General features: G+C 60.8%; 16 protein-coding genes and 2 rRNA genes. 9 read left to right on the plus strand and 9 right to left on the minus strand.

The genetic code is table 11. The features are described from left to right. The 4 genes from ACUN9V_RS09350 to tusA form a co-directional block, all read left to right on the plus strand. Positions 1–93: ribosomal RNA gene (locus tag ACUN9V_RS09350) — 23S ribosomal RNA — on the plus strand; the annotation flags it as partial. Between the two features lie 196 nt (positions 94–289). Then, a 5S ribosomal RNA gene (rrf, locus tag ACUN9V_RS09355) occupies positions 290–404 on the plus strand. Between the two features lie 120 nt (positions 405–524). Then, on the plus strand, positions 525–1,601 hold the full coding sequence (gene rlmM / locus ACUN9V_RS09360; RefSeq protein WP_445511339.1) for a 23S rRNA (cytidine(2498)-2'-O)-methyltransferase RlmM: 1,077 nt from the start codon (positions 525–527) through the stop codon (positions 1,599–1,601). Between the two features lie 38 nt (positions 1,602–1,639). Then, a complete protein-coding gene (gene tusA, locus ACUN9V_RS09365; protein WP_075563731.1) occupies positions 1,640–1,882 on the plus strand; it encodes a sulfurtransferase TusA in 243 nt (80 codons plus the stop codon). A gap of 21 nt (positions 1,883–1,903) precedes the next feature. Here tusA and ACUN9V_RS09370 read toward each other — a convergent pair whose 3' ends face one another. Both ACUN9V_RS09370 and ACUN9V_RS09375 read right to left on the minus strand, forming a co-directional pair. Beyond that, positions 1,904–2,599, minus strand: coding sequence for a hypothetical protein (locus tag ACUN9V_RS09370; RefSeq protein ID WP_445511193.1), 696 nt, complete (start codon positions 2,597–2,599; stop codon positions 1,904–1,906). A 93-nt stretch (positions 2,600–2,692) separates the two neighbouring features. Next, entirely contained in the window at positions 2,693–4,129 is a 1,437-nt protein-coding gene (locus ACUN9V_RS09375) for an MATE family efflux transporter (protein ID WP_439286572.1), read from the minus strand. Between the two features lie 112 nt (positions 4,130–4,241). Here ACUN9V_RS09375 and ACUN9V_RS09380 point away from each other — a divergent pair, with 112 nt between their 5' ends. Beyond that, on the plus strand, positions 4,242–4,910 hold the full coding sequence (locus tag ACUN9V_RS09380; protein ID WP_445511194.1) for an elongation factor P hydroxylase: 669 nt from the start codon (positions 4,242–4,244) through the stop codon (positions 4,908–4,910). On the opposite strand, the gene ACUN9V_RS09385 is transcribed toward ACUN9V_RS09380, so the two are convergent. Together ACUN9V_RS09385 and ACUN9V_RS09390 are read right to left on the minus strand one after the other, a co-directional pair. Further along, a complete protein-coding gene (locus tag ACUN9V_RS09385) occupies positions 4,867–5,349 on the minus strand; it encodes a hypothetical protein (protein ID WP_445511195.1) in 483 nt (160 codons plus the stop codon). The genes ACUN9V_RS09380 and ACUN9V_RS09385 overlap by 44 nt on opposite strands. Next, on the minus strand, positions 5,346–6,221 hold the full coding sequence (locus ACUN9V_RS09390; protein ID WP_445511196.1) for a TatD family hydrolase: 876 nt from the start codon (positions 6,219–6,221) through the stop codon (positions 5,346–5,348). The genes ACUN9V_RS09385 and ACUN9V_RS09390 overlap by 4 nt, the downstream gene beginning before the upstream one ends. Before the next feature lie 299 nt (positions 6,222–6,520). Here ACUN9V_RS09390 and ACUN9V_RS09395 point away from each other — a divergent pair, with 299 nt between their 5' ends. Then, positions 6,521–8,446 (plus strand): ATP-binding cassette domain-containing protein, encoded by a 1,926-nt coding sequence (locus tag ACUN9V_RS09395; protein WP_445511197.1) that lies wholly within the window; start codon positions 6,521–6,523, stop codon positions 8,444–8,446. 64 nt (positions 8,447–8,510) lie between these two features. Here the strand turns inward: ACUN9V_RS09395 and ACUN9V_RS09400 are convergent, their stop codons facing one another. Then, positions 8,511–8,966, minus strand: a complete 456-nt coding sequence (locus ACUN9V_RS09400; protein WP_075563724.1) for a universal stress protein — start codon at positions 8,964–8,966, stop codon at positions 8,511–8,513. A gap of 235 nt (positions 8,967–9,201) precedes the next feature. Between ACUN9V_RS09400 and ACUN9V_RS09405 the strand changes: the two genes are divergently transcribed. Beyond that, the gene (locus tag ACUN9V_RS09405) at positions 9,202–9,723 is read left to right on the plus strand and encodes a preprotein translocase subunit YajC (protein ID WP_445511198.1); all 522 of its coding nucleotides are present in this window, start codon (positions 9,202–9,204) and stop codon (positions 9,721–9,723) included. Between the two features lie 229 nt (positions 9,724–9,952). On the opposite strand, the gene slyA is transcribed toward ACUN9V_RS09405, so the two are convergent. Beyond that, entirely contained in the window at positions 9,953–10,405 is a 453-nt protein-coding gene (gene slyA, locus ACUN9V_RS09410; RefSeq protein ID WP_075563723.1) for a transcriptional regulator SlyA, read from the minus strand. Between the two features lie 77 nt (positions 10,406–10,482). Then, entirely contained in the window at positions 10,483–11,619 is a 1,137-nt protein-coding gene (locus tag ACUN9V_RS09415; protein ID WP_445511199.1) for a DUF5924 family protein, read from the minus strand. Positions 11,620–11,959: 340 nt separating this feature from the next. Here ACUN9V_RS09415 and fadB point away from each other — a divergent pair, with 340 nt between their 5' ends. Together fadB and fadA are read left to right on the plus strand one after the other, a co-directional pair. Then, a complete protein-coding gene (fadB, locus tag ACUN9V_RS09420; protein WP_445511200.1) occupies positions 11,960–14,125 on the plus strand; it encodes a fatty acid oxidation complex subunit alpha FadB in 2,166 nt (721 codons plus the stop codon). 41 nt (positions 14,126–14,166) lie between these two features. Then, positions 14,167–15,345 carry an acetyl-CoA C-acyltransferase FadA gene (gene fadA / locus ACUN9V_RS09425; RefSeq protein WP_110691615.1) on the plus strand — a complete coding sequence of 393 codons (1,179 nt, stop codon included), beginning with the start codon at positions 14,167–14,169 and terminating at the stop codon, positions 15,343–15,345. Between the two features lie 213 nt (positions 15,346–15,558). Here fadA and ACUN9V_RS09430 read toward each other — a convergent pair whose 3' ends face one another. Continuing rightward, positions 15,559–16,446, minus strand: coding sequence for a S66 peptidase family protein (locus ACUN9V_RS09430; protein WP_445511201.1), 888 nt, complete (start codon positions 16,444–16,446; stop codon positions 15,559–15,561). A gap of 186 nt (positions 16,447–16,632) precedes the next feature. Continuing rightward, positions 16,633–18,759, minus strand: coding sequence for a putative bifunctional diguanylate cyclase/phosphodiesterase (locus ACUN9V_RS09435; protein ID WP_445511202.1), 2,127 nt, complete (start codon positions 18,757–18,759; stop codon positions 16,633–16,635). Positions 18,760–18,797 lie beyond the last annotated feature (38 nt).

Genomic DNA, 18,797 nt, shown 5'->3' on the forward strand with positions numbered 1-18,797 from the left:
GGTCCAGCAAGACTAGCTGGTTGATAGGCACGGTGTGGAAGCGCTGCAAGGCGTTGAGCTAACGTGTACTAATACCCCGTGAGGCTTGACCATATAACCCCAAGGGGTTTGCAAGACTTTGCTGAAGTAAGCGCAAAGTCGGATCGGTGAACAATCACCGACAACGCAGGATACGCGCTGCCCCGTAGAGCGGGCAGGCAATGAGATGTAGCTCAGTCAGCATGATCCGAATTAGTTGGAATGAGGGTTGGGTAAGCCGTGAAGGCCCATCATTCCGACGTCAGTTTTGCCTGACGACCATAGCGAGCGGGAACCACCTGATCCATGCCGAACTCAGTAGTGAAACCGCTTAGCGCCGATGGTAGTGTGGGGTCTCCCCATGCGAGAGTAGGTCATCGTCAGGCATCTATCCCAAACCCCAGCCAATAGGCTGGGGTTTTTTTATGGCTGCATCGATAGGAAGATATTGAGCAACCGGTAACCGAAGGCTTCTGACTCGAAATGGTTATCCAGGCAGAGAGGCGATTGTGAACCAAGTGCCCAACGAGTGGCTATTGTACTGCCGAGCGGGTTTCGAACCCGATCTGGCTGCGGAAATTACCACACGCGCGAGTGATGCCGGTGAATTCGGTCAGATCGTGATGGCTGAGACGAATAGCGGGTTCGTTCGCTGGCAGAGTGCGGAGTCCCAACCGGCCAATGGTATTCATCGTGCACTACCTTTGATGTCATTGGTCTTCGCGCGGCAATCGTTAGTGGCATTCGCGCCACTACAGCTTTCGCGTGATGATCGCATTTCCGCGATCGTCGCACAGGTCAACGAGAGTGGCTGGAATTTCGAGTCGATCTGGCACGAAACGCCCGACACCAATGACGGCAAAAGTCTGGGGCGTCTGGCCAAATCCCTGAGTCGCCCTCTGGAAAGCGCTCTGAAGCGAGGTGGCGGTTTGCGCCGCAAGGCCGGTGGCCGTCGGCTACATCTGTTTTGGCTATCTGGTGACTCGGTTCAGATTGGAATGAGTTTCCCGGGTAATCGCAGCGAACATCCGGGCGGCGTACTGCGTCTTCGTCATCCCCATGATGCTCCCAGCCGCTCGACGCTGAAGCTCGAGGAGGCATGGCATACTTTCGTACCCAAGGATGCCTGGGACTCACGCCTGCACAATGGCATGCAGGCCGTGGACCTGGGTGCCGCACCGGGTGGCTGGACTTATCAGTTGGTGCGTCGAGGAATGTTCGTCTACGCCATCGATAACGGACCCATGGCGCCGGCCTTGATGGCGACGGGTCAAGTCGAACATCTGCGTGAGGATGGCTTCGTCTGGGAGCCGCCTTATCGCCTGGACTGGCTGGTCTGTGACATCGTCGACAAACCCATGCGCGTGATCGACATGGTCGAGCGGTGGCTGATCAAGCGCTGGTGCCGTGAAGCGATCTTCAATCTGAAGTTGCCGATGAAGAAGCGCTGGGAAGAGGTAAGACGTTGCCTGACGCGACTCGAGGTGACGCTGAAGGCGCATGGCGTGGCGGCTACCATTGCCTGTCGTCACCTGTATCATGATCGTGAAGAAGTTACCGTTCATGTTCGTCTGGATGGATAGACAGAACGGATCAAGACGATGGATTGTGCGAGGCTACCATGAACGACACTGCAACCCCGCAGGGCGAGACCCTGGATACTCGCGGGCTCTATTGCCCGGAGCCGATCATGCTGATGCACAACAAGGTTCGTGACATGGCCGTCGGCGATATCCTGAATGTCATCGCGACGGATCCTGCTACCACACGCGATATCCCCCAGTTCTGCCATTTCCTGGGTCACGAGTTGATCGAGCAGACTCAGGAGGGCGCGGAGTACCGCTATCGCATCCAGTTAGGATGAAATAGCGGCTGTCCGTCGGGATCAATTACCCGTTGCGACCATCAGCGCCAGCGCCTCGAGAGTATCCGGATCTTCGTTGCGGATTCGATTGGCGATATTGCGCTGAAAGAAGTAAAGCGTGCGGTGTCGGCTGCGCCCAGGGTAGAGACAGTCGTCGCCGGCCAGAACCGGCAGTGTCGTGACCTGAGCGTCATCGACCAGCATCGCATCGACGGTGCCGTTGCTGTAGAGATACCAGCCGAAGATCTGCTTGAGCTGCCAGGGCCGGCCGTCTTCGTCCATGCAGAGCGCGTGCGTGCCCTGGGTCTCAGGCAACTGCTGCGTCAACGAGATGTCCTCAGTCTCTTCATAATCGAAGTACGCCGCCGCGTGTTCCAGCTCGGCGATCTTGTGTTCGGGGGCATCATGGAATATTTCATGAGTCTCGGGATCCCGATAGCCTACGAAATGACCGTATTCAGGATCGTCCAGCTCATGACAGGGCGCCAACGACTCCATCCACGGCACCAGGCCGACGACCTCGTTATCCTCACGCAAACCCCACGCCAGCAATGGCATGCCATAGAGCGTATCGGGGTCCGAGGCGAGATAGTAAAGCATTTCCAGACCATCGAGTTCGGGCGATAGCCGGACCAACCGCTTCCTGGCTCTCAGCCGGTGCCTCATGGTTTCCAGATCAATGATCTGCGCAGATCGAGGGGAAAGTGGGACGCCCATGACTACCCTCCTGGTCGGCATTGTCTCGGCTTGAGGCCTGCTGCCAGTATTAGCATAGCCACAAAGGACCTGTTAAGCCCTCGGGCGATCTCATTAGTGATAATTTGCGCTTTTTGCCTGGCAGCGCCGACTGACGCGCCAGAGCCGCCAGGCCAGAAGCGTTGCCGCTGATGTCAAACCGGCGTTGAGGCCGATCCAGTAACCATAGATGCCGAGGGCGTCGAACATGCCGTCCAGGCCGCGGCCGAGTAGATGGCCGCAGCCCAGGCCAACGAACCAGTAAGAAAAAAGCGTGATCCCCATGACCACGCGGGTGTCCTTGTAACCCCGCAGAGCGCCAGCGAGATTGACCTGAAGCGAATCTGAAATCTGGAACAGCATCGCCAGTAGAATCAACGACATCGCCAGGGTCTGGACCTCGGTATTCCCCGTATAGAGTGTGACGACGGGCTTCGCCAATAGCCAAATCAGCGCGCTATTGAGCAGGGCCAGGACAAAACCCACGCCGGTACCGTTCCAGGCAACGAAACGGGCTTCGGCAAGATTGCCGGCGCCCAGTCGGTTGCTCACTCGAACGGTCAGCGCCATGCTCAGCGACAACGGCAGCATGAACAGGATCGAAGTCACATTGAGTGCAATCTGGTGAGCGGCTACCGTGATTTCGCCGAGATAGGCGACGAGCAGGGTGATCACGGTGAACAGCGTGACTTCGAAGAAAATGGCCAGGCCAATCGGCAAACCGATATACGTGAGCTCGGCAATATCTCGCCAGCGCGGCGGCGTCGGTGCTTCCCACAGCACCACCGGCGCGTACGCGCGGCTGCGAGTCGTGTACCAGACCATGCCCAGGCACATGGCCCACATCGAGACGGCGGTTGCGATCCCGCAGCCAAACGCACCCAGGGCGGGCAGCTGCTGCAGGAAGAGAGGCGTCTCGCTGCCAAACAGGCCGACCAGGCCGGGCCCGCCATAGATCAACAGGAAATTGCCGGGGATATTGACCGCGAGGCCCACCAAGCTCATCCACAGCGAAGGCCGGGTGTGATGCATGCCGTCGGAGAACGCCCGGAGGGCCTGGTAGAACGCGACGGCCGGAATCCCGAAGGCCACTGCCTTGAGATAGTCGGTTGCGAGGCTCGCGACCTCGGCCGGAATCTCCATCAATTGAAAAATGGCCTTGGCCCCCAGCGTCATCGCCAGAGCGCTGAGACAGCCCAGGACCAGCGCGACCCACAGCGCTTGATGAACCTTGCCGCGGACTTGATCGAAGCGTCCGGCGCCCGCTTGCTGGGCAACGATGGGCGTGACGCCCATGAGGGTGCCCGTCATCAACAGCATCAGCGGTACCCACAGACTGGCACCGACGGAAACCGCCGCCAGATCGGTGGCGCTGGCCCGGCCGGACATGATGACGTCCGACGCGCTCATGCCGGCCTGTGCCAATTGCGCACCGCAGATCGGCAGGGCCAGGCGCACCAGGCTACGGGTTTCTACCCGGCAGCGGTGAAGCCGGTTGGCGGTCGACGACATGAAGCGCTCCTTGACCGAACGGACAGGGCGGCGATTCTAGCAGGAGTCGAGAGCCGGCGCTCGGCGAGAGCCCTGAACTTACGTATACTCCGACGCACTTTCGGAGATGTTGATGACTCACGATATCGAAGACCTAATTGCCCTGTTCGACGGCGTGTTCGCGCCCAGCTATCGCACGCGGCTGGTTATCGGTGGCGACGAACCTATCTACCTGCCGGCCGATGCCGAACACGCGTTTCACCGCATCGTGTTTGCCCACGGCTTTTTCGCCAGTGCGCTGCACGAAATCAGCCACTGGTGTATTGCCGGCGAGTCACGGCGGCAGCAGGAAGATTATGGCTACTGGTATGAACCGGACGGACGAGACGCCGGGCGTCAGGCGGATTTCGAACGTGTCGAAATTGCGCCTCAGGCACTCGAGTCGCTATTCAGCGAGGCCTGTGGCAAGCCGTTTCAGGTCAGCGTCGACAATCTCGATGGTGTCGAGGTGGACCGCCGAGCATTCAGCGTGAAAGTGGCCGCGCGCGCGAGGCGCTATCGCAGCGAAGGCATACCATTGCGAGCGCGGGCGCTCATCGACGCGCTGGAGGTTTTCTACGCGACAGAGGGTGATTCGACAGAGTGTGATTCGACAGAGGGTGGTGTGACGAAGGGCGATGCGACAGAAGGTGATTCGACAGGCCAAGGACTCGAGAAAGCCGTCGCCGCCGGGCGGCGACGGCTCGAGGCGGGTAGCGCTACTCGTCCTGCTGCACGAGCCGCTGATGTAGATACAGCATGACCTGAACTTCATGCTCCGGACGCATGGGCTCGAGACCCATTTCGCCGAAGAGCTCGCTGCGGGCGCGGGACCATTCGCCAGCATCGAGCTCGGGATAGAGATTCGCCGCCGGGGCCAACTCCACGAATGGATCGACGCCGAAGTCATCGAACATCAACGACAGCGCCGCTTCATCGTCCTGAACGCCGGCGGTGTAGAGCGTCTCGCTGAAGTGATCGTTTTCCAGCTCTCGGATAACGTCCAGCGGACTGATTCCGAGATGGCGGAGCTCGTCGAGATCATAACCGCCGAGCGACAGCAGCTCGTCTTTCAACCATTCGTCGTCCGGCTGAATCAGGGTGTTCTTGATCTGACCATTGGGCAGCGCCCAGGCGATGGCCAATGGCAGCGAATTGTCGCCGCCCGTTTCTATTGCGATGAATCCCGGATAGTTCGTCATTTGCCAGCGTCCTCCTCGAGCCGAAAGAAACGCTTGGCCGTGAGCGTGGTTTGTTGTGCCAGCTCGGCTTCGCTTTCGCCGCGCCAGTAAGCCAGTTCTCTCACTATCCAAGGTAGCAGAGCCGGCTCGTGGCGGCGCCCCTTGATTTTCGCCGGCAGATTGCGCGGCAGCAGATAAGGGCAATCGGTTTCCACCATCAAACGTTCGACGGGGATATCTGCGACGAATTCGCGAAGATGATGGCCTCGGCGTTCGTCGCTCAGCCAGCCGGTCTGGCCGATGTGCAGATCCAGGTCCAGGTAGCCGTGAAGCGTTTCGCGATCACCGGTGAAGCAGTGCACGACGGCGTCGCTCAATCGATCGCGCCACTCGAGCAGTATCTCCAGCATCCGGCGCCCCGCGTCACGCTCATGCAGAAACACGGGCAAGCCGGTTTCCGCTGCCAGAGCCAGTTGCGCTTCCAAGGCGCGCTCCTGATCCGCGCGAGGTGAAAAGTCACGATGAAAATCGAGCCCGCATTCCCCCACGGCGACCACGACTTTCTGCTGGTGCAGTTCGCGCATGGCATGTTCCAGATCCAGATTCCAGTCGGATGCATGGTGAGGATGCAGACCGGCCGTCGCATGTAGACTCGCAAACCGCGTCGCCAGTTCGGCTGCCCGTGTCGCCCCTTCGAGATCGGCGCCGGTAACCACCAGGGACCGGACGTTGGCATTCGTGGCCCGGGTCAGCGTGGCCTCGAGATCCTGGGCGAAGCTTTCATGGGTCAGATTGGCGCCGATGTCCACCAGCGGCGCCGGTGAGGTGATGCGCAGCGCCTCCGGTAGAGGAGAGTCGCCGTGAATAGATTCGTGCTGGGGCGTGTCGCTCACGCGGCACTCCTTTCATTCGAGGGAGAAAAGTCGGAGGACATTGTAAAGCGCCAGGGCGCCGGGGCGAAGCGCACACCAATCCATTTCGAAGCCTATCAATCCATTTCGAAGAGAATGGGCTGGCAAGGTACAATGCCGGACAGGAAACACGTTCGGCTCGACATCAATTCGGCCCGGCAACTGTTCGACAAGATCAGTGTCGGCAAGATTCAGTGTCGGCCAGACACGTGTCAGCACGGTACAGGTTCAGCACGCAATACCGTCAGTTATTTCGAAGACTCACGAACGCGAGGTCCTACGTGGCTCTGCTACGCCTTGAACAACTGCAACTCGCCTACGGGCATCATACGCTTTTCGACGGTGCCGATCTGGTGATCGAGAAGGGCGAGCGTCTGGCGCTGGTCGGGCGCAATGGCACCGGCAAGTCGACCTTGATGAAACTGATTGCGGGCGAAAATCAGGCCGACGATGGTCATATCTGGCGCGCCCCAGGGCTCAAGATTGGCGTCCTCGAGCAGACGCTGCCGGACGCGGATGAGGCGACGATCTTCGAAGTCGTTGCTCAGGGGCTTCCCGAGACCGGGGCGCTGCTGGCCGAGTATCATCGCCTGGTAGCGTCGGCCGATCCCGACATGCGACGTCTGGAGACGCTGCAGACACGGCTGGAATCGCAGGATGGCTGGTCCTTCCACCAACGTATCGATACGGTGCTGACCCGACTGGGGCTGCCCGCCGACGCGATGATGAGTGGTTTGTCCGGCGGCTGGCGGCGGCGGGTCGCGCTGGCGAGAGCCATGGTTGCCGGCCCTGATCTCCTGCTCCTCGACGAGCCGACCAACCATCTCGATATCGACACGATCACCTGGCTCGAAGAGCAGTTGCTGGCGTTCGATGGTGCCGTGCTGTTCATTACTCACGACCGTGCCTTTCTGTCCAAGCTGGCGACGGCGATCCTCGAACTCGACCGCGGACGCCTGGGCCGCTATCCCGGCGATTATCCGACCTATCAGGCGCAGAAGGCCCATGAACTCGAGGTCGAAGCGCGTGAGCGTGCCGAGTTCGACAAGAAACTGGCCCAGGAAGAGACCTGGATCCGGCAGGGCATCAAGGCCCGCCGGACGCGTAACGAAGGGCGCGTGCGAGCGCTGGAGAAGATGCGCAGTGAACGCTCCCAGCGACGCGAGCGCCAGGGCAAGGCCTCGTTCCAGGTGGACGGCGGCGAGCGTAGCGGCAAGCGCGTCGTCGAGCTGAAAGACGTCACGCAGTACTACGCGGACGCCTGCATCATTCGGGATCTCTCCCTGGAGATTCAGCGCGGCGATCGTATCGGTCTGATCGGGCGCAATGGCGCCGGCAAGACCACACTGCTCAAGATTCTGCTGGGAGAACTCGCGCCGAGTGAAGGCAGCGTGCAGATGGGGACCAATCTTTCGGTCGCCTATTTCGACCAGCTACGCGCCGGGCTCGAGTTGAACAAGAGCGTCTACGACAACGTGGCCCAGGGCAGCGACAAGGTCACCGTTGCGGGCAAGGACAAGCACGTCATCAGCTATCTGCAAGACTTTCTGTTCACGCCCGAACGCGCCCGCCAGCCGGTCAAGGCGCTGTCCGGCGGCGAGTCCAATCGCTTGCTGCTGGCCAAACTGTTCACGCAACCCGCCAATGTGCTGGTACTCGATGAGCCGACCAACGATCTCGACGTAGAGACGCTGGAGCTGCTGGAAGAGCTGCTGATCGATTTCGAGGGCACCTTGCTGCTGGTCTCGCATGACCGGGCGTTCATGGACAACGTGGTCACCGATGTACTGGCGTTCGAGGGTGACGGCGTCGTGCGGAGCTACGTCGGCGGATATACCGACTGGGTGCGGCAGGGTGGACGCTTGCCGCCTGCGCCATGGGAGTTGGCCGAAGCGCGCAAGGCACAGGAAAAACTGGCCGAACGGCAGGCGGCATCGGCCCAGCCAGCGAAGAACGATGTCGACAAGCGCCGTCAGAAGCTGTCCTACAAGCTGCAGCGTGAGCTGGATACGTTACCGGCGACGATCGAGTCGCTGGAAAGCCAGATCGCAACCTACGAGAGTCAGATGGGCGCGCCGGATTTCTATCAACAGGACAGCGAGACGGTCGCCGCCGCGATCGACGCATTGTCGGAAGCCCAGGCCAAGCTGGATCGGGCGATGGAGCGCTGGATGGAGCTGGAGGCAATGGCCGAAGGCGAGGGTTAGCATCCGCGAGGTCGCCGCTGGCTTCCTGTCTTTCCAAAGGCGGACAGGAAGCCAGCGTGAGGGGTTACTCCTCGGTTTCTCCGTCCTTGCCGACGCGAACTGCCAGGACATCGCACTCGGCACCATGCAGCACGCCGGTCGAGGTCGATCCCAGCAGCAGGGCAAAGCCGTGCCGGCCATGAGAGCCGACGACGATCAGGTCGACATTCTGGTCTTTGGCAAAGCGCTGAATTTCGGTATCCGGCATTCCCACCACGATATGCTGGTCTTCACGGGGGATATCGTAAGGGTCGGAAATGTCGGCCAGTCGCTGTGTCGCATGTTCGTCGAGCTGGTCCTGGATGCTCGTCAGATCCATCGGGATATCTCCGCCGTAAGCGAACCCGAGGGGCTCCAGCGTATGGATGATCGAGAGCTTGGCCTGGTTCCGACGTGCGATGGGAATCGCCCGCTCCAGAACCTTGTGCGAATCCTTGGTCAGATCCACGGCAACCAGCACGTGATGGTATTCGTTGCTCATCGGGTAATCCCCCGTTCGGCGAATGAATATGGATAACTGTAAGCGCGCCTCATGAACGGCACAACGCTATTTTCGTCAAATGGCCTGCGGTCAGGCGCGCCACGATCATCAACCATGCATCTTCACGACGCAACGTAATGTAACCGTCAATCGGTAGAATAAAGGTTCATACCTTGGTCGTAATGCAGGGCTCTCAGACGGCAGAGCCGTCGGCCGCAAAAGGAGTAGAGACACTATGGCGTTGCTGGGTTTTCTGTCGGTGGCAGTACTGTTGATCCTGTCACCGATGGTGTGGTTACGCCCCAGTCGGGGCGAGGCCACCCGCGGGCAACTGCGGCGCTACGTCAAGGCCAATGGCGGTGAGCTGAACTTCACCAAGGCGCCAATGGCGATGCCGAACGTTGCCCTGATGGGGTATCGGCTGCGCTATCCCGGTACGGCGTCGGGCAGCGATTTCACCCTGGTCCGCAATGAAGTCGCCAGTGGAGCGCTGGAAGCGGCTACGGACCAGTGGCGCTGGCGGCAGGCCCCGTTGCCGTCTCTGGATGCCGAACGGCGGGAAGCTCTCGAGCAGTGGCTGGATCGCTTGCCGGCAGACGCTTTGATCGTCGAGTCGGGCAAGCATACGCTGTGCGTCTGGTGGCAGGAGGCAATGGGACTCGAGCGTTTCCAGCAGGATTGGGCAAGCTGGCTCGCCATGCGCGATACGCTGGCCGGGAGTGGCAGACGTGCAGAAGTGCCTGTCAGTCCGCGTTGAGTGTCAGGGCTCTCGAGAAAACCTGAGGCGGGGAGCGTCCTGAAAGGGCAGCGGACGCCCTTTAGGGGGCGAGTCGCGATCCAGGCGGCAATCGCGGTGGAGGTACAGGTCGCGTTGAGAAACGACGAGTTCGTTGCAGGCATTCCGCACCACCCTCCCTGGGGTGCGTGAGTGCCGTGCGTGAGTGCCGTGCGTGAAAATAGCCACTGAAGCACGAACCTGGCCGTGATCAGCTGGCCTTGGCTTGCTCGCTCTGGCGCTGAAGGTCCATACCATTTCGCTCGATGCGATCCAGCATGCTTTCGAAGGTGTCGATCTCCTGCTGCGTGAACCCGCCGAGCATCTCTTCGCGGACTTCATTGACGATCTCCTCGATCTTCTCGAGCAAGGGCGTCGCATCGTTGGTCAGATGCAGCCGTTTGGTGCGCCGATCCTCGGCGCAGGGGCGGCGCTCGATCAGATTCTGCTCGGCGAGCTGATCCAATGTACGGACCAGCGAGGGCGCTTCGACGCCGATGGCTCGCGCCAGGTCGCACTGCGCCTGCCCCCCGCCCATGTTTCGCAGGTTCCAGAGCGTCACCCAGCGCGTCTGGGTCAACCCCAGCGGCGCCAAGCGTTCATCGATGACAGCGCGCCAGAGTCGTGGCAGGCGTGCCAGTTTAAAGCCGATATGCTGTGCCATAGCGGATTACCTGAATCGTGAACGTCCTAACATTCTCCAAAGGGGCGCAGGATAATGCAAGCCGCAATGATTGGCGATTAGTCGCCCTTTTCTTTACCGCTTCCTAATAGATGGCGAATATTCCATCCCGGAATGCCCGGTGGGCGCTGGATATCGCCGTCAGCCAGCGTGGCACTGGCGTCATCGGAAACGGTAAAACGGATGCTTCCGATACGCTGGCCAGTCTGCGTCACCACGTCCACCTGCCAGCGTCCCGCCACTTCGCCGGAGAAATTCTGCTTATGAGTCCAGGCGCGGTAGCCCTCATCACGACCGCCACGGATAACCAGCGCAATACGTTCCACCACTGCGTCGTCATGGCGCCATACGTGATAGATCTTTTCGCGCAGTCCACGCGGCGCGCGAATGGCGGTGTAGACGAAGAGTCCCCGAGACTCGAGTGCCTGCGGTGTCAGCGTCATGCTTCCCCTTGGCTGACGTGCCGCGGTGTCGAAGCTCGGCGAAAGCGCGCTCCCGGACAACCATAGCGTGGCCGGCGGTATCCAGGTTCGTGCACTCCAGGCAGTTCCCCCCAGCACCATCAGCAGACCGATCATCGCCAGCCAGCGGGTGATGCCGGCAGGTTTCAACAGGCCGATGACACTGGGCAGGCTGAAGAACATCATGGCCAGTATCGACAGGATCAGACTTTCGCCGGTGGTCAGGCTCAGCATGATCGGTAGTGTCACCAGCATGACCACGAAGACGCACAGCGCATGGAGCAGGAAGTAGAGCCAGCGGTGACGGTTGGATAACCCGAAATACACGGGATCCAGGATTGCCAGGATCGAGCAGGCGATGAGCAGCCCGGTAAACAGCGCCTGGCCGCTCGTCCAGATGGTGGTGGCGAGAAAGAACGGCAGGCAGAAGAACAGCGTCTCCTGGTGGACCATCTGGGCGATGAAGGTTGCCGCTGCCCGAGGCAGAGCGACATTTCGCCCTCGCCGCGACAACCATTTGCTGGCGATACTTTCGACGATCAACAAAACCCAGGTCAGCACCAGCCCCAGCGCCAGTACGCCACCCAGCCACTGCTGTCGATTGACCAGAAAGAAGCCCAGCAGACCCAGTACGAAGGCGATCGGTGGCCAGAGCCAGTGATAGCGGCGCAAGCGTGCGACGGTAGGCTCGAGCCAAGCGAGTTTCGCAGGAATCGCGGGGTGCTTCTCGGCCACGGGCCAGGCTCCTTACGTGAAAGACGAAATTGCGTGAAAGACAAAATGCGTGAAAGACGAGAGACCGTAAAACAGCGTAATGATCGCCGTGTCTCCGGTCATCGGATCGCGGCTATTCTAGCGGTGATGCGCCACTCTACACGATGCCAGGAAGTCGGTTAGCACGCGTGGGTCGTTTCCGCTGGCAGGAAGGACGATGGCAGTGCAGGATCGAGACTTTGGTTGAGCTTGACGGGGCCAAGGCAGCCCCGCAAGCTTTGCCATATTCAAACAGTCGTATGATTCGTCCCGTCGAAGCCGCCGCGGGGCGTTTTTTGTAGCCATGGCACGGAGACCCCCCATGCTCTATCAAGGCGATGCCATTCGGGTCGAGCGACAGGACGACGATATTGCGCTCCTGACGCTCGACCTCAAGGATGAAGCGATCAACAAGCTTTCCGCTTCGGTCATCGGTGAATTGTCGAGCGCCATCGAGACATTGGAAAATGAGACCGGCCTCAAGGGTTTGATCATTGCCAGTGCCAAGGACGTGTTCATTGTCGGTGCCGATATCACCGAGTTCCACGCCATGTTCGCCAAGGATGAAGCGTTCCTGATCGACATGAACATGCGCATTCACGCGCTCTTCAACCGCATCGAGGATCTGCCGTTCCCCACCGTCACCGCGCTCAATGGGCTGGCGCTTGGCGGCGGCTGCGAGCTCAGTCTGAGCACGGATTTCCGCGTGATGGCGGACAGCGCCCAGATCGGGCTGCCGGAGACCAAGCTGGGGATCGTGCCGGGCTGGGGCGGTTGCGTCAGGTTGCCGCGCCTGATCGGTGCCGACAACGCCATCGAATGGATTGCCGGCGGTACCCAGAACGATGCCGAGACGGCTTTCAAGGTCGGTGCCGTCGACGCCGTGGTGCCGCAGCAGACGCTGATGGCGGCCGCCCGCGACATGCTCGACAAGGCCAACGCCGGAGATTTCGACTATCGTGCCCGCCGGGTCGAGAAGGGCTCTCCGCTGAAGCTCAACGCCGTCGAGCAGATGATGGCGTTCGAGACGGCCAAGGGTTACGTGGCTGGCAAGGCAGGGCCGCATTATCCGGCGCCGATCGAAGCCATCCGCGTCATTCAGAAAGGCGCGGGCGAAGGGCGCGAGCGTGCCCAGGCGATCGAAGCCCAGGCTTTCGCCAAGCTTGCCAAGACCGACGTCTGCTACAACCTGGTCGGCCTGTTCCTGAACGATCAGGCGGTCAAGAAGAAAGCCAAGCAGTACGAGAAGGATGGTAAGCCGGTCGAGCAGACCGCGGTGCTGGGAGCCGGCATCATGGGCGGCGGTATCGCTTACCAGAGTGCCTACAAGGGCACCCCGATTCTGATGAAGGACATCAAGTCGGGAGCGATCGAGCTGGGCTTGAAGGAAGCCCGCAAACTGCTGACCAAGCAACTGGAGCGCGGCAAGCTCAGCCAGACGAAAATGGCGGAAGTGCTCGGCAACATTCGGCCGACCCTCTCCTATGGCGATTTCGGCCAGGTCGATCTGGTGGTCGAAGCCGTGGTCGAGAACCCCAAGATCAAGGGAGCAGTGCTCAGCGAAGTCGAAGCCAACGTCGCTGATGACACCATCCTGGCATCCAACACCTCGACGATCTCCATCGATCGGCTGGCGGCCAACCTCAAACGGCCCGAGAATTTCTGCGGGATGCACTTCTTCAACCCGGTGCACAGGATGCCGCTGGTCGAGGTCATTCGCGGCACCCGGACATCCGATGCCGCGGTCGCCGCGACCGTCGCCTACGCCCGCCAGATGGGCAAAACGCCGATCGTGGTCAACGATTGCCCGGGCTTTCTGGTCAATCGTGTCCTGTTTCCCTACTTCGGCGGGTTCAGCGGCCTCGTGGAACACGGCGTCGACTTCGAGCGTGCCGACAGGCTGATGGAGCGCTTCGGCTGGCCGATGGGCCCGGCGTACCTGCTCGATGTAGTGGGCATCGACACGGCCGTTCACGCCAGTGAAGTGATGGCGGAAGGCTTCCCCGATCGGATGGCCCATGACGGCAAGTCAGCCATTCAGATCATGCTCGACAACCAGCGCCTCGGTCAGAAGAACGGCAAGGGCTTTTACGTCTACGAAGAAGACAAGAAGGGCAAGCCGAAGAAGGTTCATGATGACGAGGCGCACCGGCTGGTAGCGGAGGTCGTCCGCGAGACGCGTGAGCTGTCCGACGACGAGATCATCGCGCGGATGATGGTGCCGCTTTGCATGGAGACGGTTCGCTGCCTGGAGGATGGCATCGTCGGTTCGCCGGCCGAGGCCGACATGGCGCTGATCTATGGCATCGGTTTTCCGCCGTTCCGTGGCGGCGCGCTGCGCTACATCGACGCCATGGGTGTGGCCGAATTCGTGGCAGTGGCCGAGCGGCTTTCCGGCGAACTGGGGGCGCTGTATGCGCCGACAGCGCGACTCAAGGAGATGGCGACCAGCGGCGAGCGCTTTTATCCCGACGCCAGCGATCGCTGAATCCACCACATTTTCATATCCAGGTCAGCGGAGTCACAGACATGAGTTTGAATGCCAGAGATGCCGTGGTGGTCGATGCCGTACGCTCCCCCATGGCCAAAGCCAGAAACGGCGCCTTCCGCCACGTGCGTGCCGAGAATCTCTCCGCCGCCGTGATGCAGGCGTTGTTCACACGTAACGAGAAGCTCGATCCCGCAGGCGTCGACGATATCCTCTGGGGATGCGTCAATCAGACCCTGGAACAGTCGATGAACATCGCGCGTAATGCGGCCATTTTGACCGGCATTCCGCGTTCGGTTCCGGCACAGACCATCAATCGTCTGTGTGGGTCGTCGATGAGTGCGCTGCATATCGCGGTGGCCAACATCCGCGCCGACATGGGCGACTGCTACCTGATCGGCGGCGTCGAGCACATGGAACACGTGCCGATGACTCACGGTGTCGACGTCAATCCGGCGGCCAGCAAGAGCGCGGCCAAGGCCGCGATGATGATGGGCCTGACCGCGGAGCTGCTGGGCAAGATGCATGGCGTGACCCGCGAACAGCAGGATCAGTTCGGCCTGCGCTCTCATCAGCGTGCCAGCGAAGCCAATCGTCTGGGCTACTTCGACAACGAGATCGTGCCGATCGAAGGCCACGATCAGCAGGGCTACCGGGCTCTGATCAAGCACGACGAGGTCGTGCGCGAGGATGCCACGCTCGAGCAGATGGCCTCGCTCAAGCCGGCTTTCGATCCCAGGAACGGAACGGTCACCGCAGGCACTTCTTCGGCGCTGTCGGTAGGCGCCTCGGCGCTGATGGTGATGAGCTACGAGCGCGCCAAATCGCTGGGTCTCGAGCCCCTGGCCAAAATCGTGTCGACCGGTGTCGCCGGCTGTGACGCCTCGATCATGGGTTATGGTCCGGTACCGGCGACGCAGAAGGCGTTGGCCAAAGCCGGTCTCAAGATCGGCGATATCCAGACGGTCGAGCTCAACGAGGCGTTCGCGGCGCAGTCGATCCCGGTGTTGAAAGACCTCGAGCTGCTCGATCGTATGGACGACGCGGTCAATCTTCATGGCGGTGCGATCGCGCTCGGCCACCCGCTCGGCTGTTCCGGCGCGCGCATCTGTACCACGCTACTCAATGTGATGCGCCAGCAGGACACCAAACTGGGTCTGGCAACGATGTGCATCGGGATGGGGCAAGGTGTGGCGACCGTGTTCGAACGTCTGCCCTGAGAAAAGGGCTGCGCTCGATCATACTGTGTTGAAAATCAACTTAAGGTGCTCATTTACGTCCCGTAAACTCCACTCTTTCGTTGATTTTCGCCTTGTCTGATCGTCGCTCGCCAATTTTCTTTCAACTTGGTTGAACCGATACCGCCTCGCATTGCGCGAGGCGGCGTTTTTTCGGGCTCATCGCGTCACTTTGGCTGCCGTGGCGCGAAAGATTCAGCCCAAAAAATGGAGTCGATTGGCGGCAACGCGGGCCTTCGCCCCATAGCGCCAGGGCAGGTTGTCGCGGCCATGGCCGATCGGCAGGCCCGTGTACAGCGGCAAGCCCCGGGGGGCCAGCCACGTCTCGAACAGCGTCTCGATCCGCAGATCACCGTAGGGTATGCAGCCTTCGAACGTGCCGAGGCAGACCGCAGCAGCGTCATCCAGCGCGCCCGAATAGACCAACTGCCACAGGTCGCGCTCCAGTCGATAGAACGGTTCGCCGACATCCTCGAGAATGACGATCGCCCCGGGCGGCGCGCGAAACGCCAACGGGGTACCGGCGACACTGGCCAGCGTCGCCAGATTGCCGCCGACCATGGGCCCCTCGATGGGGGCCGTCTCCAGTGTCGGAGAGACGGATGTCAGCGCCACGCTCTCGGGCGTCTGGCCTCCGAGCAGGGCGAGCAGGGCCTGGAAGTCGCGTTGGCCGGCGGCGCGAAGATCGGCCTCCTCGGCGTTGAGCTTTACTCCCTCTTTCATGACTGGGCCATGGATGGCGGGTAACCCGTGACGATAGCACTGGTCCAGCAGCACGCTCAGGTCGGAGTAGCCGATCAAGGGTTTGCAGGCGAGGCGAGACCAGTCGATTTCGGTGGCCAGATGGGCGCAGCCATAACCTCCGCGAACGGCCCACACCGCATCGGTGTCCTGGTCCGCGTAGGCAGCATAAAGCGCCTGCAGACGGTGAGCCGTATCGCCGGCCAGATAGCGGGTCGGATTCTGCAGCTGTCGGGGGAAGCGGACGTCAATGCCCAGGAGCTGCAAGGCTTGAGCAGCTTGCTCGAGTATCTCGGGGCGGGTAAAGGAGGCTGGGGCGATCAAGCTGAAAGTCAGGGACATGAGGCGTCACGAATCGGCGTCGGAAATGGGGATGCTCGTCACGTTACGTCAGCACAGCTCGCGATGCCATCGCTTCGAGCGCTTCCTTCTGGCTCTGCTTTTATTCGGGTTCTCTGTGACGGCTTTTCAGCGATGCATTTGCGATTGAGGGCCATTGAGGGCCATCGTCCACGAGTCTCTCTGTCGTCAGTCACCGAGTTTGTCGAGCAATTGCTCCAGACTCATCGGGCGCCCCAGCCAATAGCCCTGATACTGCTTCACGCCCAGGGTCTGCAGCAGCTGCCACTGTTCGCCGGTTTCGACGCCTTCGGCGACGGTATCCATGCCGAGCATATCGCACAGCCCGACGATACCTGCCAGCAAATGGCGAGCGCGCGGATCCACTTCGAGATCGCTCATGAAGCTGCGATCGATCTTGATGGTGTCGAAAGGCAGTCGCTTGAGATAGCCCAACGATGAATAACCGGCGCCAAAATCATCCATCGCGACACGGAAGCCCTGACGCCTGAGATGTTCGATTCGGGTTTCCGGGGCATACGTGTTCTCCAGAAAAACGGACTCCGTCACTTCCAGTTCAAGCTGATCGACGCTGATGGCATGACGCCGACAGGCGTCGCAGAGCGTATCGAGCAGGCTATCGTCCATCACATGCAACGCAGAAATATTGACCGCCACCGGCAACGGATTGCCCAATGCGGCGAGACGCGCGGCGTACTCTGCAGCCCGATCGATGGCCAGATTGCCCAGCGCAGTGGCCATACCGTTGCGTTCGGCGAGCGGTACGAAGGTATCGGGGGGAACCTGACCATATTCGAGGGTCTTCCAGCGCGCCAATAGTTCGGCGCCGATCATGCGGCTGTGGCTATCGAACTTGGGCTGAACGACGAAATCGAGCGTCCCCTCGGCGATCGCCTCCCGCAGGAGGGAAAGCATCGACATCTGCTCCAGATTGTGATGCTTCAGCTTTTCATGATAAGTGACGATCGCGTTCTTGCCCTGGTCCTTGGCCGCATACATGGCGAGGTCGGCGTGCCTGAGCAATGTCTCGCCGTCACGGCCATTTCGCGGTGCATGGACGATACCGATGCTGGCGGTAACGCTGATCTGATGGCCGCCGATCACCATCGGATGAGACAGCGCTTCGAGCAGGCGCAGCGCGATCCTGTCGACCAGCGGGGTGTCGCTTCCCATGTCGATGATCGCCACGAACTCGTCGCCGCCCCAGCGCGCGACCAGGTCCTTGCTGCGGAGCGTGGCGCGCAGGCGTTTGACCATGATTTTCAGCAGAATATCGCCCGCCTGGTGACCCAGCGAATCATTGATGTGCTTGAAACCATCCAGATCGATGAACAGCAGGGCGAGCCCATCATCGGTCGAGAGTCGGGAAAGCCGTCGATTCAACGTCTGCTGTAGCGTCGTCCGATTGGGTAGTTGGGTCAGGGCGTCGATTCTGGCGAGCTGCTCGAGTTCGCGCTCGGAACGCTTGCGAGCCGAGATATCCCGTAATACGGCGATGTAGCGGACCAGGCCGGTCCCATCCAGCGTGAACTGGCTGAGCGTTAGCTCGACCGGAATGGCGGGGGCTCCCTCGATATGAAAGGTGCCCTCATGGTGCTGCAAGCGATCGTTGGCAACCGCCGTTGCAGGATCGCCGTGCAGGACATCGGCCTCGATGTAATGTTGCAAAGTCTGGCCGAGTATCGCGTCGAGAGGCAGTCCGCCGAGCTGGTTGAAGGCATCGTTGGTTTCCAGAATGTGCCACTGTTCGTCCACCACCAGCATGGGGTCACGCGACGCCACGAAGGCGTGAGCCTTGACGCTATCCACGCTGCGCCGGTCGCGCGACTCTTCGATGATTTCCCAGGTGCCGGTGGCGGAGACCGGCAGAGCGTCAACGTCCCGCGCCGTAATCGCGCCTCGAACACGCCATCGGACCGAGGGAGTTCTGGCGTCGGGTTGTATCAGCGTGTCGATTCGATCCTGGTGGCCGTCATTGAGCCGGCGCCATAGCGCGATCAGGCGCCGTCGCTCCGGCGGTGGCGTCGACTTCAGCAATCCCCACCAATCGATGCGCAGATAGTCATCTTCATCTTCGGGCGTCGTCGTCACGCTGCCGAACAGCAAGCTGCGATCGGGCGCGGACCATCGCCAGTAGGACACCTGGGCTGCCATCATGGCTTCCAGAGCCAGTTGCCGATGACTTGTAGGCAAGACCGACAAGTGGCCATCGATCGGTACGGTCACTACCGCCTCTTCGTCGGCGGGATCGGGTTCCTGCGCTGATGCGCTCTCGGATTCGTCGGTACTGGACATGGAATCGGGCCTCGGTCGCGATGGAAAGACAGCAGGCA

This window comes from Salinicola sp. V024 (assembly GCF_052645315.1).